Annotated in this window: 13 protein-coding genes; 11 read left to right on the forward strand and 2 right to left on the reverse strand. The window is 46.9% G+C overall.

Going from position 1 to position 13,992, the window contains the following annotated elements:
• The 9 genes from phrB to LRP50_RS03610 all read left to right on the forward strand — a co-directional run bounded on the left by phrB (position 1) and on the right by LRP50_RS03610 (position 7,642).
• The gene (phrB, locus tag LRP50_RS03570) at positions 1 to 1,452 is read left to right on the forward strand and encodes a deoxyribodipyrimidine photo-lyase (RefSeq protein ID WP_274163118.1); all 1,452 of its coding nucleotides are present in this window, start codon (positions 1 to 3) and stop codon (positions 1,450 to 1,452) included.
• Entirely contained in the window at positions 1,449 to 1,898 is a 450-nt protein-coding gene (locus LRP50_RS03575; protein WP_274163119.1) for a nuclear transport factor 2 family protein, read from the forward strand. Before phrB ends, LRP50_RS03575 begins: the two co-directional genes overlap by 4 nt.
• Positions 1,895 to 2,626 (forward strand): SDR family NAD(P)-dependent oxidoreductase, encoded by a 732-nt coding sequence (locus tag LRP50_RS03580; RefSeq protein ID WP_274163120.1) that lies wholly within the window; start codon positions 1,895 to 1,897, stop codon positions 2,624 to 2,626. The genes LRP50_RS03575 and LRP50_RS03580 overlap by 4 nt, the downstream gene beginning before the upstream one ends.
• A complete protein-coding gene (locus LRP50_RS03585; RefSeq protein ID WP_274163121.1) occupies positions 2,623 to 3,909 on the forward strand; it encodes an NAD(P)/FAD-dependent oxidoreductase in 1,287 nt (428 codons plus the stop codon). Before LRP50_RS03580 ends, LRP50_RS03585 begins: the two co-directional genes overlap by 4 nt.
• Entirely contained in the window at positions 3,906 to 4,643 is a 738-nt protein-coding gene (locus LRP50_RS03590) for a DUF1365 domain-containing protein (protein WP_274163122.1), read from the forward strand. Before LRP50_RS03585 ends, LRP50_RS03590 begins: the two co-directional genes overlap by 4 nt.
• A gap of 2 nt (positions 4,644 to 4,645) precedes the next feature.
• Positions 4,646 to 5,884 (forward strand): SAM-dependent methyltransferase, encoded by a 1,239-nt coding sequence (locus LRP50_RS03595; protein WP_274163123.1) that lies wholly within the window; start codon positions 4,646 to 4,648, stop codon positions 5,882 to 5,884.
• Positions 5,885 to 5,946: 62 nt separating this feature from the next.
• On the forward strand, positions 5,947 to 6,465 hold the full coding sequence (locus tag LRP50_RS03600; protein ID WP_274163124.1) for a DUF2878 domain-containing protein: 519 nt from the start codon (positions 5,947 to 5,949) through the stop codon (positions 6,463 to 6,465).
• Positions 6,429 to 7,115, forward strand: coding sequence for a chalcone isomerase family protein (locus LRP50_RS03605; protein WP_274163125.1), 687 nt, complete (start codon positions 6,429 to 6,431; stop codon positions 7,113 to 7,115). The genes LRP50_RS03600 and LRP50_RS03605 overlap by 37 nt, the downstream gene beginning before the upstream one ends.
• A gap of 14 nt (positions 7,116 to 7,129) precedes the next feature.
• A complete protein-coding gene (locus tag LRP50_RS03610) occupies positions 7,130 to 7,642 on the forward strand; it encodes a DUF3833 domain-containing protein (protein ID WP_274163279.1) in 513 nt (170 codons plus the stop codon).
• A gap of 40 nt (positions 7,643 to 7,682) precedes the next feature.
• Here LRP50_RS03610 and LRP50_RS03615 read toward each other — a convergent pair whose 3' ends face one another.
• Positions 7,683 to 9,314 carry a DUF2813 domain-containing protein gene (locus LRP50_RS03615; protein WP_274163126.1) on the reverse strand — a complete coding sequence of 544 codons (1,632 nt, stop codon included), beginning with the start codon at positions 9,312 to 9,314 and terminating at the stop codon, positions 7,683 to 7,685.
• A 384-nt stretch (positions 9,315 to 9,698) separates the two neighbouring features.
• Here LRP50_RS03615 and LRP50_RS03620 point away from each other — a divergent pair, with 384 nt between their 5' ends.
• On the forward strand, positions 9,699 to 10,604 hold the full coding sequence (locus LRP50_RS03620; RefSeq protein ID WP_274163127.1) for a LysR family transcriptional regulator: 906 nt from the start codon (positions 9,699 to 9,701) through the stop codon (positions 10,602 to 10,604).
• A 35-nt stretch (positions 10,605 to 10,639) separates the two neighbouring features.
• Positions 10,640 to 10,951, forward strand: a complete 312-nt coding sequence (locus LRP50_RS03625; protein ID WP_274163128.1) for a Dabb family protein — start codon at positions 10,640 to 10,642, stop codon at positions 10,949 to 10,951.
• Positions 10,952 to 11,085: 134 nt separating this feature from the next.
• Here LRP50_RS03625 and LRP50_RS03630 read toward each other — a convergent pair whose 3' ends face one another.
• Positions 11,086 to 13,767 carry a bifunctional acetate--CoA ligase family protein/GNAT family N-acetyltransferase gene (locus LRP50_RS03630; RefSeq protein WP_274163129.1) on the reverse strand — a complete coding sequence of 894 codons (2,682 nt, stop codon included), beginning with the start codon at positions 13,765 to 13,767 and terminating at the stop codon, positions 11,086 to 11,088.
• Between the last annotated feature and the right edge of the window lie 225 nt (positions 13,768 to 13,992).

Consider the following 13,992-nt stretch of genomic DNA (forward strand, 5'->3'; position numbering starts at 1 on the left):
ATGAAGTTAGTTTGGTTTAGACGTGATTTGCGGGTGAAAGACAATATTGCACTTTCAAAGGCGTGTGAAAGCGGAGAGCCTGTGATAGCGGTATATTATGAAACGCCATTGCAGTGGGAATCCCACGGTATGTCACCGATGCAAGCAGATCTCATTCGTCGTCGTTTGCAGGTGTTAAGGCAGGATCTTCAGAAGCTCAATATTCCCCTTTTGTTTAAACGCGTGCCGACGTTTAGTGATATTAATCCGTCGCTGGCTGAACTGTGTCAGCAATATCAAATATCTGAAATTTACTGTATTCGTGATTACGAAGTCGATGAAGTGAACCGTGATAACGCCATTGCGGGCTTGCTCAGCCTAACCAGCACCATAATGAACATGTATGACTATAAATGCGTATTTGCACCGGGCAGCATCATGACGGGTGCAGGGACGATTTACCGCGTGTTTACGCCTTTTAAAAAAGCGTGGCTTGAGCATTATCGCCGAGGAAACATTACGCCGGTGAGTACACCATCACCTGTCGCGACGAATGCGTTAGTTAACGCCTTGTTTAAGCAGATGGGTAACATTGAATTCGCATACCCTCAAAGAGATTCTGTGGGTTGGCCTGCTGACGATAACGCTATTATTCAGCGACTCAGAGATTTTTGCCGTTATCGCGTTGACCAGTATGAGAACTCGCGTGATTTCCCGGCTGTTCCTGCCACCAGCCAGTTATCACCGTATTTAGCGATTGGCGCGATTTCGCCTCGACAATGTTTAGCACGGTTACTTACTGAATGCCCTGACTGCTTAGACATGAATAGTAGCGGAGCGAGTGTGTGGCTATCTGAGCTGATATGGCGGGAGTTTTATCAGCACATCGTGGCCTCCTATCCCGAAATAAGTAAAGGCCGTAGCTTTCAAACATGGACTGATTCGATTACATGGAATCAAGATGAATTGCAGTTTGAACGCTGGAAGCAAGGCCGAACAGGCTTTCCAATTGTCGATGCTGCGATGCGTCAGTTAAATGAAACTGGCTGGATGCACAATCGATTGAGAATGATTGTGGCCAGCTTCCTCGTAAAAGATTTGCACCTTGATTGGCGTTGGGGTGAAAAGTACTTCATGAGCAAACTCATTGATGGTGACTTTGGCGCCAACAACGGTGGCTGGCAATGGTCTGCATCTGTAGGCACCGATGCACAGCCTTATTTTCGCGTATTTAATCCCACAGCACAGAGCAAACGGTTTGATCCTAATGTGCGTTTTATCCGTAGATGGTTGAAAGAATTAGAATCAGTTCCTGACAGTGCACTACACGAACCTCATCGGTGGGCAGAGAAGCAAGGAATTGATTTAGCTTATCCGCGTCCAATTGTTGATCACAAGGCCGCGCGCGAGACGGCAATTTCAATGTTTGAAATTGCTAAGTCCCAACAGAATACGAAAAGGGCTGAATCATGATGCAAACGGGTGCCACGCCACAACATGACACGTTAGAGCGATTTATATCGATCTATACATCGCTCAGTAAAGACAACCTATCGTCATTGAATACGATTTATAGCGAAGATGTAGTCTTTGAAGATCCCGCTCATCGTATCGAGGGCTATGACAATTTGTCTCGATACTTTGAAGTGATGTACAGCAACGTTAATGATTGTCGTTTTGATATTCATGAACAGGCAATTAATGGAGACGTTGCTTTCATAAGCTGGACCATGAGTCTTTCTCACCCGAAATTGTCTGGAGGGGCAGAGCGTGTCGTCAATGGTTGTACACGTTTAGTGCTCAAAGAAGGTCGCGTCGTCATTCATCGAGATTATTTTGATCTGGGCGAAATGTTGTACGAAGCATTACCAGTACTTGGTTCTGCGGTGAAAATGATCAAGAAAAGGCTAGGTCAATGAAACGTGTATTGATTACCGGTGCAACGTCAGGCATTGGCTTACAACTGGCAAAAGACTATGAAAGCTCAGGCTGGCACGTTGTTGCCTGTGGACGAAACATCGACCAGCTCTCTCGTTGGGCTGATAATCGTGACACTGTCACCATTTTGAGCTTCGACGCCACCAACGAAGAAGAAACGCAGCGTGTCTTGGGGGCAATAGACGCACCTTGTGACCTAATTATCCTCAATGCTGGCACGTGTGAATATGTCGATCATGGCGAGATTGATGTCAGCATGTTTAAGCGCGTTTTCAATATAAATTTTTTTGGATTGCTCAACTGCATTCAAGCGCTGCAGTCTACTTTTACGGGGCAAACGCATTTGGCGTTAATGGGTTCAACGGCGGCCTATGTCGGTTTACCACGAGCCGAAGCCTATGGCGCATCAAAGGCGGCGGTGTCGTATCTGGCGCGTTCTCTTTCTGTTGATTTAGAATCAAAAGGAGTGACAGTGTCACTTGTTTCTCCGGGTTTTGTTAAAACGCCGCTCACCGACAAAAACGACTTCCCGATGCCCATGCTTATTACCCCAGAAGAAGCGTCGTTGGCGATTCGTGAAGGACTAGAGAAAAAGAAGGTAGAAGTTCACTTCCCGAAAAAGTTTAGTTTTTTGCTCAAACTGATTTCCTCTTTGCCAATGGCATTTCAATTAGCGCTAGTAAGAAAAATGACAAGGAATGCACTATGAAAATTGCAATTATCGGTTCTGGCATTTCAGGCTTAACGTGTGCGCACTACTTACACAAAGAGCACGACATTACGTTGTTTGAAGCTAATGATTACATCGGTGGACACACTGCGACAGTGGATGTTGAAGTCGAGAGTGGTAAATATGCCATCGATACAGGTTTTATTGTTTTCAACGACCGTACCTATCCTAACTTTCAAAACCTCATGAAAGACATTGGTATGGACGCACAAGAATCAGAGATGAGTTTTAGCGTTCGAAATGAAGATAACGGCTTGGAATACAACGGTCATAGTGTCGGTTCTTTGTTTGCACAAAAACGTAATTTTCTGAACCCAAAGTTCTATAAGTTCATCTCTGAAATTCTGCGCTTTAATAAAGAAGCTCGCGAAGCGTATAGCATCGCGACACATGGTGATCCATTGGTTGAACAGACGCTCGGAGACTTTCTAACCCGTCGACAGTTCAGCGAGTATTTCTGCCAGAATTATATTCTGCCAATGGGCGCGGCGATTTGGTCATCAACCTTGTCAGACATGCGGGCTTTCCCACTCAAATTTTTCCTTCGCTTCTTTCAAAATCATGGCTTGTTGGACGTCACTAACCGTCCACAATGGTATGTGATCCCTGGCGGTTCTAGAGAGTATGTCCGCAAAATGGTCCCGGCTTTTGAAGACCGCATTACTCTAAATGCCCGTATCAAACATGTTGAACGTTTCGCGCATCATGTTGTGGTAGCGACTGAGCATAGCGAAGAGGTGTTTGACCATGTGATCTTTGCATGTCACAGCGACCAAGCCTTAGCGTTGTTGAAACGGCCCACGCAAGATGAACAGCTCATATTGGGAAGCATTGATTATCAAGACAACGACGTTGTTTTGCACACTGATACGCGATTGCTTCCGCGTCGCAAAGCCGCATGGGCAAGTTGGAACTACCACCTTGGTGAGGGGACTGGCCGCGAAGACCGACCTGCTGCTTTGACTTACAACATGAACATTTTGCAGGGGATCAATTCGCCTGAAACGTTTTGTGTCACCTTGAATCAGTCAGACAGCATCGACCCAAAAAAGATTCTGCGTCAGTTTGTTTACGCTCACCCTGTGTTTGACCAGAAGTGCATCGATGCGCAACAAAGACGCTCGCTGATCTCTGGAAATAACAACAGTTGGTTCTGTGGTGCTTACTGGTACAACGGCTTCCATGAAGATGGTGTGAGAAGTGCACTGGATGTAGTCAAGAGTATTCATTCAATGCCTATCCCGCTTAGGAGTGCTTCATGAGCACGGAGTCCCTCAGTGGCTTGTATGTTGGCAGCGTGCGCCATCGACGCTTTACGCCAGTAGACCATCGGTTTACGTACCCGATGTTCATGCCATTGATTGATTTAGATGAAGTGGAAAAGCTTGCTCAAACTGTGAGAGGTTTTTCACTAAGAAAGTGGGGCGTTGCGACGTTTCACCGCCCTGACTACATGCAAGGGCGTCACGATACGAAGCAAGCGGTTCAAGATAAAGTCTTTGAACTTACGGGAGAGCGATACTGCGGGAAAGTGCTGGCCCTGTGCCATTTGCGATATTTCGGCATGTATTTTAGCCCAGTCAATTTTTACTACGTGTATGACGAACACGGTCAGTGGCGCTACATGCTCGCTGAAGTGAGCAATACACCTTGGAATCAGCGTCACTACTACGCGATTCCCGCTGGCAAAAGGTGGGAGAACGAAAAAGCGTTTCACGTATCTCCCTTTAACCCTGTGGAACAGAAGTATGTTTGGAAGTTGCGTCCGTTGACAAAAACGGCGTTCATTCATCTTGAAACGCATCGAGATGATCGTGAATTTGACGCCACATTGGCCATGTCGAAGAAGCCGTTTTCCTCATCGGAACTTTCCAAGCTCATCGTTAAAACGCCCTTGATGACAGTAAAAGTCGTCGCCTCAATCTATTGGCAAGCGCTCAAGCTTTGGATCAAAGGTGCGCCATTTTATTCTCATCCTGCTCAGGCAAAGGAGTGACTATGTATTCTAATGAAATCAATGCAACCACGTGGCCCATTACCCGAAAAGACACATTTGCACGCAGTATGTTGCTTAAAACATTTGGGCACATAGAAGGTGTCGCACTGACGTTGGTAGATTATGACGGTCAAACTCAGCAACTGGGCGACATGAACGCCGAATTGCATGCAGAAATTATTGTTCGTCACCCAGGCTTTTATCGCCGTGTATTGAGCGGCGGGAGCATTGCGGCATCCGAGGCCTATGTCGATGGCTGGTGGGATTCTCCAGACTTGACCAACGTGATTCGTGCAGTGTGCCGAAACCTCCCAGCATTGGATCGATTGGAAAGCAAAGTGGGATGGATTGCGACAGTCGCTCAGAAAGTCGCGCATTGGAAGAACCGCAATACCAAGGAAAATTCGCGTACTAATATTTCTGCGCACTACGATTTGGGCAACGACTTGTATGAGCGCTTCCTCGATCAGGAAATGCTCTACTCGGCGGCGATTTATGAAAATGAAACCGACACGTTAGAAACCGCACAATTTGAGAAAATGGATAGGCTTTGCCGTCAGCTTAACTTGCAACCTTCTGACCACCTTGTCGAGATTGGTACAGGCTGGGGAGGGATGGCAATACACGCAGCGAAACACTACGGGTGCAAAGTCACGACGACCACGATTTCAAACGAACAATACGAGTGGGCGAAAAGCCGTGTTGAGCAAGAAGGGCTGTCAGACAGGATCACCTTGCTGAAAGAAGATTATCGCGACCTTGACGGGCAATACGACAAGCTTGTTTCTATTGAAATGATTGAAGCAGTGGGTAAGGAATTCCTGACTACCTACATCAAAAAATGCCAGTCACTGCTCAAACCCAATGGCTTGATGGCGATTCAGGCGATTACCATTGCTGACCAACGCTATGACTATTACAGCAGCAATGTCGATTTCATTCAAAAACACATTTTCCCCGGCGGCTTTTTGCCTTCTGTGAATGTGTTGCTTGATCACTTCACGCGTGAAAGCGACTTGGTTGTCCGTGATTTAAAAGACATTGGCTTGGATTATGCGCGTACGTTACAAGACTGGCATGAACGCTTTAACGAAAAGCAGGCTGAATTAGCAGAGTTGGGTTATGACGAACGTTTCTCGCGTTTGTGGCGTTATTACTTCTGCTATTGCGAAGGCGGATTTCGTGAGAGAACCATCAGCACCGTGCAACTGGTTCTTAGCCGACCAGAATGGCGTGACTAGCTGAGAACTGCCAATAAACGTGGCCATGTATTTATCACTAAAACGTTAAGAAGGGGAAGGCAATGCGAGTCATTTTGGTTTCACTGGCTTTCAACCTGTTTTGGTTTGCAGCCGTGGTTGGGCAAAACAGCCTTCTTCCCTTTCTTGTGTTGGCATTGATCGGCGCTATGTTTATTGATCGCGGTGTGATCATCGCGATCCCTCTTTTTGCATTGATCGGTATTGCGGGCGATACCGTATTGATGCGTAACCAAATATTGAATTTTGATACAGCATTTCTTCCTCTATGGTTGTGTTTGCTGTGGGCAGGTTTTGGGGCATATGTTTGGTTACTTAGGGATTGGCTGTTGGATAAGAACGTTGGACTGTTGATTGCTGTCGGTTCACTTGGAGGGGCTGCGAGTTATCTTGCTGGCGAACGCTTTGATGCTGTGCAGTTTGGTCTTCCTTACTGGAGCAATGCGATGGTCATTGCTGCGGCGTGGGCTATCTACAGCATGGTGTTCTTGTCCTTGCTTAAGTTCTTCCATCTGAAGGGGAAAACATGGTGGCATTCAAATACAGCAACAATCAAAAAATAGCCTTTTCGTTTCTGTCGAGCGCATATCTGAAGTACATCCTGTTCGGTGCATGTGCTGCGATGTCTTTTTCTGTCAGCGCACAAATCTCAGCACAACCCAGCGTTGAGAATGCCACAAGCGCTTTGGTGTCAACGGCGATATCTCCTGTGACAAATAAAGGGACGGCACCTGCCATATTAACCATTGCGTCGTTAGACGATTGGGCATGGTGGAAGACTGTCGGCTCCGCTACGTTAACGTGGGGGTTTTGGAAAGTTTATGACAGTGAGCTTCGCACACCGTCAGGTAAATTCACTGAAGATGATTCTCTTCCTCTTGCTTTGGTCATCACTTACAGCAGAGACATTGATGCGGACGACTTGCTGGATGCAACAGTAGAGCAATGGGAGCACCTTGGGTTTAGCACGGCTCAAATTGATGAATGGTTGCCGAAAATGGAAAGGGCTTGGCCTAATGTGAAAGAGGGTGATCGCCTTATTTATATGTTGAACGGCAAGGGCGGCCAATTTTTGTATCAGCCGTTACAAGGAAATATAGAACCATTCGCCACGTTAGAGGATATGTCATTGGCTCGTGCGTTTTCTGATATCTGGCTTTCGCCTCAGACTGCGTATCCATCACTTCGTTTGGCATTGATAGGGAGAGAGTAAGCGTGAAAAAACTCATGACCATTGGGGTGTTTATCTGGGTCCTTGTTGGCTGTTCAAGCTCAATTGATGATTACAAATCGACAACTCCCTCATTCAATTTGTTCGAGTACTTCGAGGGTGATGTAAAAGCATGGGGTATGGTTCAAGATTATACCGGACAACAAACACGCCGCTTTGAAGTCGTTATTGTAGGAACCGTTGAAGGTAACGTGATCACGCTGGATGAAGATTTCGTGTTCGATGATGGAGAAGTTCAAAATCGCGTATGGACTATCACTCGTCTCGACGATGGTAGCTATCAAGGCACTGCAGGTGATGTTGTGGGTATAGCGACGGGGAGCGAAGAAGGCAATGCATTGAATTGGGTGTATGACTTAAACGTTGAGGTGGGTGACAGCACGTATGTATTGACGCTTGATGATTGGTTATTCCGACAAGATGAGAAGCGTGCCTTTAACTTAACGTCCATGAAGAAGTTTGGTGTGGAAGTAGGCAGACTTTCCATCTTCTTTGAAAAGCAGGAGTGAACCTGCTTTTTTCCTCTTATCTTCCGATAATCTAATCTTGTTAACCTGCACCTCGTGCCATGCTGATGACTCGCTGCAATGTCCAGCGCAGCAAGAGCGGAATGTCTTCATCCAAATGCTCTTCGGTATAGGCAATGATCGCCAATGCCGCGTCAGGCTTGGCGTATTTCTTTAAGGCTTTGGTAATGACCTTCTTCGGGGCAATATGGGTGTTTCCTTCGATGTTTGCCATTTCACGAAACAAAGGTTCGTAGCCATGATGGAAGAGGTAGTGCTCTATATCGCGGTCTGGTAGCACGGTTAGACGATGTTTTTCTTGGTCACCATTAAGCATTTTGCGGGCAGCATAAGCGTATTTTTGACCTGCCATGTCGCCATCAGCAATAAGATGCCACTCAATGCCCAGAACCTGAGCGAGCTTGATCAGCGGCTTAAGCCCACTTTGCGCAAACTCAATGAGCTGAACACCTTCCGCGGAAAGATCGTAGCCTTGGATTCTCGCCAGTTCGCTAAACAGCCAAACCTCCGTTTCGCCCTCAACCAATAGCCAGCAACGCGCAAACAATGCACTGGGTCGATGAAAGCGAACATGAAAAGAAACGCGTCGCTCCTCATCTTTGCTTAGTCGGTCTTTGGGTACTTGAAATGCCTCCGTTTGCGTCGAGCCTCGTTCCAGTCTTCGAATGCTGGTGAGCGGGACGGCAGACAGCAAATCACCGCTGTTGGTGGTGATGATCTTCTGCATTGGCATTAAAGCGATCAAACGCCATGCTTGGTTGAGTAGCGTAGGGTGAAGCCGGCTTTCTGGATCTTCAAAAATGATAATGGGACGAGCGTTAGGCCTAAGCTGTTTTGGCCCTCTGGCACGAACAAAGGCACTGAGTAAACCCATAAGGATCAATCGGCTTTGGTTCGAGGTATTACGCGCCACCAACTCAAGCGGATGAATGTAGTTGGCGCGCATATTGAGATGCCTTGCGGGTTCTATGTCAGCGGGTGAGCGGTTGTGATTGTCGAAGGCAAAATAGTGATCAAGCAAGGTGCGCATGGCTTTGATGCCACTGCGAACTTCTCCTTTGTTCACGTGCCCTGGGCGCTGTTGTAAACGTTTAACGGTATTTTCTAGTCGCTTTTCAAGACGCGTCTTACTGCCATTGAGATCTAATTCCTGATCGCGTAATCGCCTCGCATCCTGTACACGAATAACGGGGTGAAGTTGCGCTAATTGAAGGGCTAGATACTCATGATTAGCGACAACGATAATCCCGCCGGTTTCATCAAGGAAGTTTCGAGAAACCGTGATTTTTCCATCATCGTGTATGGCGTTAATGTGATAATCGAGTTGGCGCATGCCTTCGTCGTTGGTTTTATTCCAAACCTGACTAAATTGTCGATATCGCCGTGCTCTATGTTCACCGGAAAAGCTCTCAGTCCACCGCAGAATGATTTGAATCTGGTTGGTTTGCGCGTTGCCAAGCGTATGGTCGATATGGAAATCTGTACGTGTGAAGGTATAGGGTTGCCCCGATGAAGGTAAAGCATGGGATAAGGCATCCAGCAAAGAGCTTTTACCCCATGCATTTTCACCAATCAGTACTGACACCTCATCAAGACTGAGCGAAAGGCGTCGGATACCGCGAAAACCAGATATTTCTATACGATCTAACTTCATAGCCACCTCATTCCTAAGGTTAAGACAGATGAAGGCGCATTGACGATGTATTCATCACGAATTTTACGATTGGAAAGAAATTTCTGTTCTCTATCAATTGATTGTGCCAGATTTAGGCAATGCGAATCGATAATCGCATGACGTATACCTAAGTCACTCGAATCTAGTTGCTGAATCCTACATATCAGGTTGCTTAGATATAAAGAACAATTAAACCGATTCGTCGGGTCTTCTACTGTTAGGGTAGACATAAGTGGCGCTGTTTGGGCATGGTCGATTGATAAGCCATGGAAACGCAGTGAAAGCCCCGCTGCCAAGAATCCCACACACACATGCTCCACGCGTAAAACTGGACGTGATTACATAAAAGGAACGATTATCGGCATGTTATCTTTCGAAGCGTTGCAAATACTTGATGCGATAGAGCGTAAAGGGAGTTTTGCAGCAGCAGCCGACTCTCTTAACCGAGCTCCTTCGTCATTGAGCTATCAGGTTCAAAAACTTGAACAAGATTTGGATTTGGTAATTTTCGATCGCTCGGGTCATAAAGCCTCATTTACCGATGCAGGGAGGCTGCTTCTAGAGCGCGGTCGAATTCTCATGAATGCCGCGGATGAAATGGTGTCGGATGCCAAATCTCTTGCCCATGGTTGGGAGTTAGACATCACTATCGCGTTTGATGGATTACTCACCGCACGGGCATTTTTTCCGCTGGTGGAGCAAATAGGGCGTGAATCCAATACTCGTGTGCGTCTCCAAGAGGAAATATTGGCGGGCGCATGGGAAGCGCTGAGTGAAGATCGCGTAGATATTCTGATCAGCCCGAAACCTCAATCTATTCCACTGGATGTCAAGATGATGGAATTAGGGGTTTCAGATGGATATTGGGTGGCTTCACCTGATCACCCAATCCACAATCATGCTCGTCCTTATGATGTAGAAACTCGTCGCTTATATCGCAGTATCTCGGTTGCAGACACTGCAAGAAGCGCAAAATCCATTACCTACAATATCTTGGATGAGCAGCCTAGGCTGACCGTCACCTCTATGACGGAGAAATACCACGCTATTCTTGATGGTTATGGCATTGGTACCATGCCTTCATGGTGGGTTGAAGAGGACATAGCCAAAGGCCGATTGAGAGTGATTGAAGGCAGCGAACCCTATAAGCTTGATTGGGTGATGGCGTGGAAACGAAATCGAATGGGGAATGCGAAAAGCTGGCTGATCAGGCATTGTCCAAAAGTACTAAAAATGATTCAACCTGTTTCCAAGCAAAACGTAGATTAGACAGACTGGATAACGATTGTGAAGTGGGACGCGCGATGATCAGACATATACTGCTAGTGAAGTTTAAGCCTGAATCGAATGAAGCTGATTTTGGCGAGATACGAGAAGAATTCAAATCAATGACTGAGCGTGTTGAAGGGGTCGTCTCGGTCGAATGGGGTGAGAATGATAGCCCTGAAGGCAAGCACCAAGGTTTTACGCACATTATATTGATGACGTTGCAAGACGAAGCGGCACGTCAACGCTATTTGGTCGATCCAGAGCATGACGCATTGAAAGAAGTCTTTGGCCCGCACATTGAAGATATTATTGTTGTTGATTACACCTTGGTGGCGGACACAGTGTAGGAAAAAGACGGGGTGTCTTAATCCTCGAAAAGCATTTGTTAGTACAAAAACCGCAAAAAGAGCCTGAATTAGCCTCTTTTTGCGGTTTTTACCTGTTCGTGAACCTCAACTTGAACGAGCGATTCACGTAGAATTTATAGCGTCATATCCATATCAACAATGCCATCTTGAATTTGGACATCAATACTAAACCCAACTTTCTGTGCTAGCGCAATCATTCCTGAATTAGAAGGCATCGTCATACCATTCAGGCGTTTCAGGCCACTTTGACGACCGTATTCAATGACTTTATCCATGAGAATTCGACCTAAGCCCATGCCTTTCAGATCGGACCGCACCAGAACGGCAAATTCCGCGTCGCTATGGTCAGGGTTTGCTAACGCACGCACGACACCAAGAATGTCTTCAGTGCCTTCTGCTTCACGATAAACTGCCACGAAGGCCATCTCTCGGTCGTAGTCAATTTGGGTTAAATTGGCGAGCGCTTCATGATTTAACTCACCCACGTCCGAAAAGAAACGTTTGTAGAGATCTTCAACAGAGACACGTTCCACAAAGGACTTATGATTGGGTTCATCTTCAGGAAGGATTGGGCGCAGTAATATTTCACGTCCGTCTTTTAGCGTGGCTTTTTGCTCTAACTCTTTTGGATAGGGGCGTATGGCGAGGCGAGAATTGGCGTCACCCTCGTAGGCACAAAGGGTGATAGACGCATCCAACACGGTGAAGCTATCGCCAGTGACAAGTAACGGATGAATATCGAGCCCCGTTATCTCTGGGTAATCAATGACCACCTGTGACAGTGTCACTAAAAAATGGCAAAGTGCATTGATATCGATGTTATACGGGTGTCCTCTTTGTCTTAACTTGCCCGTTTTTAATGCACCAATCACTAGATACCGTGCCAGCGCCATGTTCAATGGGGGGATGGCCACTGCCGCATCTCGGTTGACGTTCCATTCACTGCCACCTTCACCCAGCAATATCACAGGGCCAAACACTGGATCATGGCGAACACACACTCGCAGTTCTTGCGACCCTGCACGGTTTGCCATGGCTTGAATTTGTAACCCCTCGATACGCGCAGTTGGGTAAGACAAAGATACGCGATTAAGCATAAGCTGCGCGGCATTGGCGACTTCTGTGGCGTTGTTGAGGTCTAGCATCACGCCATTCACATCAGATTTATGTGGAATGTCGGGAGAGCGGAGCTTAACCGCAACAGGGTAGCCGACTTGCTCCGTGATTTGTGCCGCTTCCGCTGCATCAGCCGCCAACCATGTCGACATCACATTGATACCGTACTTCGACAGAAACGGGCGTGCTTCGTGAGTGGTTAATGATGTAATTTGGCTGTCTAATGCCTGTTGAATGAAAGCGCGACCCGCTTCAACGTCATAATCTATCTGACCGATTGAGGTTGGGGTTTCCATTAATTGTTTTTGGTTTCGGCGGTATTCAACCAAGTGCATGAAGGCAGTGACTGCACTCTCTGGGGTGCGATAAGCAGGGAAGCCGGCATGGGCAAAAGCTAAGCGCGCAACGGTGGCGTCATCACTTTCACCTTGCCAGTTAGTTAAAATATTGAAGCGTTTTGCGCGAGGGTTGTTTTTTAGCATATCCGCTAATGCCTTCGCGGTTTTTAATCCAGGCGCAGTGACTGAAGGAGAGTGCAAGATTAAGAGCGCGTCAGCCTCATCGCTTTCTAATAAAATTTCAGTGGCCTTTTTGTAGCGCTCGATATCGGCATCTCCAACAATATCGAGCGGGTTTCCTTGTGACCAACTCACCGGCAATATCTTACTTAGCTTTTCGATGGTTTCTTCGCTCAAGACAGCGAGTTTCCCGCCCATTTCCATTAAGGTATCAACGGCCATAACAGCAGGGCCTCCTCCATTGGAGATAATCGCGAGACGCTCACCACGTAGCGGTACAGAGTGAGAAAGCGTTTCTACGGCGGCAAATAATTCGTGAGTCGTGTTTACACGAAGCATACCGGAACGACGAATGGCAGCATCATAAGCCCCATCAAGCCCTGGTAAGCTTTCTGACAAATGCGGCAGGGCAGCAGCACCTTCCGGCGTTCTACCACTCTTTAATACAAGCACTCGGCGGTTACGAGATGCTGCTCGTGCGGCAGAAATGAATGCACGCGCATCTTGGATATTATCGATATAAAGCAAAATCGCATCGGTTTTGCTTTCACGACTGAGGTAATCAAGTAATTCAGGGAAATCAATGTCACTGGCTTCACCCAGTGAGATGAAGGTTGAGAAACCGATACGACGGTTTCTGGCCCAATCCAAAATGGTGGTACAGACGGCGGCAGATTGCGAAACGAAGGCGATATTTCCGCGGTTGGCTGGGATAGGAGAGAATGAAGCATTGAGATTAAGCCAAGGCAGAATTAATCCAAGGCTATTTGGGCCAATAACCCGCATGTCGTACTGTGATGCGATGTCGCGCATGATATCGAACTCTGTGCGTCCGTCAGTTCCTTCATATTTCTTCATGCCTGCTGCGAGAATGATGGCGACTTTAACGCCTTTCTCACCCAATTGACGAATCAGTTCACTGTTACGGTTTGCTTGTGTACATAGCACGGCCATATCCGGAACAAGAGGAAGAGAATCAATGGTTGGATAGGCAAGAATCCCCGCAACGGCTTGATATTTTGGCGTGACTGGCATGATGGGGCCATTAAAACCACCAGACTGAAGATTACGAATGATCACATTACCCGCTCGGCCTGGCGTGTCTGACGCCCCAATAACAGCAATTGATTTTGGTTTGAAAAGCATATCTAGACCGGACATTTATATCTCCCGAGGCATCAAGCAGTGATGGCATATCTTATCGTGTTTCTTTTTTAGCATCCCGTCTCATGATTGTCCTTGTGATCCGCAGCGAAAAGACATTCATGAAATGGCAATTTTCTGATTTATCGATCATTTCTACAAAATGATGTGTGACGCGTGGCAGATACTTATTAGAGTCCGCATCGTTTAAGTTGAATGAATGGGGAGCAGCGTTCAGAATAG

This window comes from Enterovibrio gelatinilyticus (assembly GCF_028683095.1).
Lineage (GTDB): Bacteria > Pseudomonadota > Gammaproteobacteria > Enterobacterales > Vibrionaceae > Enterovibrio > Enterovibrio gelatinilyticus.

What these genes read in the sequence shown, in the direction of transcription:
- phrB (WP_274163118.1), top strand. Translation starts at nt 1, where the DNA reads ATGAAGTTAGTTTGGTTTAGACGTGATTTGCGGGTGAAAGACAATATT.
- LRP50_RS03585 (WP_274163121.1), top strand. Translation starts at nt 2,623, where the DNA reads ATGAAAATTGCAATTATCGGTTCTGGCATTTCAGGCTTAACGTGTGCG.
- LRP50_RS03620 (WP_274163127.1), top strand. Translation starts at nt 9,699, where the DNA reads ATGTTATCTTTCGAAGCGTTGCAAATACTTGATGCGATAGAGCGTAAA.
- LRP50_RS03580 (WP_274163120.1), top strand. Translation starts at nt 1,895, where the DNA reads ATGAAACGTGTATTGATTACCGGTGCAACGTCAGGCATTGGCTTACAA.
- LRP50_RS03625 (WP_274163128.1), top strand. Translation starts at nt 10,640, where the DNA reads ATGATCAGACATATACTGCTAGTGAAGTTTAAGCCTGAATCGAATGAA.
- LRP50_RS03630 (WP_274163129.1), bottom strand. Translation starts at nt 13,767, where the DNA reads ATGTCCGGTCTAGATATGCTTTTCAAACCAAAATCAATTGCTGTTATT.
- LRP50_RS03610 (WP_274163279.1), top strand. Translation starts at nt 7,130, where the DNA reads ATGACCATTGGGGTGTTTATCTGGGTCCTTGTTGGCTGTTCAAGCTCA.
- LRP50_RS03575 (WP_274163119.1), top strand. Translation starts at nt 1,449, where the DNA reads ATGATGCAAACGGGTGCCACGCCACAACATGACACGTTAGAGCGATTT.
- LRP50_RS03605 (WP_274163125.1), top strand. Translation starts at nt 6,429, where the DNA reads ATGGTGGCATTCAAATACAGCAACAATCAAAAAATAGCCTTTTCGTTT.
- LRP50_RS03600 (WP_274163124.1), top strand. Translation starts at nt 5,947, where the DNA reads ATGCGAGTCATTTTGGTTTCACTGGCTTTCAACCTGTTTTGGTTTGCA.
- LRP50_RS03595 (WP_274163123.1), top strand. Translation starts at nt 4,646, where the DNA reads ATGTATTCTAATGAAATCAATGCAACCACGTGGCCCATTACCCGAAAA.
- LRP50_RS03615 (WP_274163126.1), bottom strand. Translation starts at nt 9,314, where the DNA reads ATGAAGTTAGATCGTATAGAAATATCTGGTTTTCGCGGTATCCGACGC.
- LRP50_RS03590 (WP_274163122.1), top strand. Translation starts at nt 3,906, where the DNA reads ATGAGCACGGAGTCCCTCAGTGGCTTGTATGTTGGCAGCGTGCGCCAT.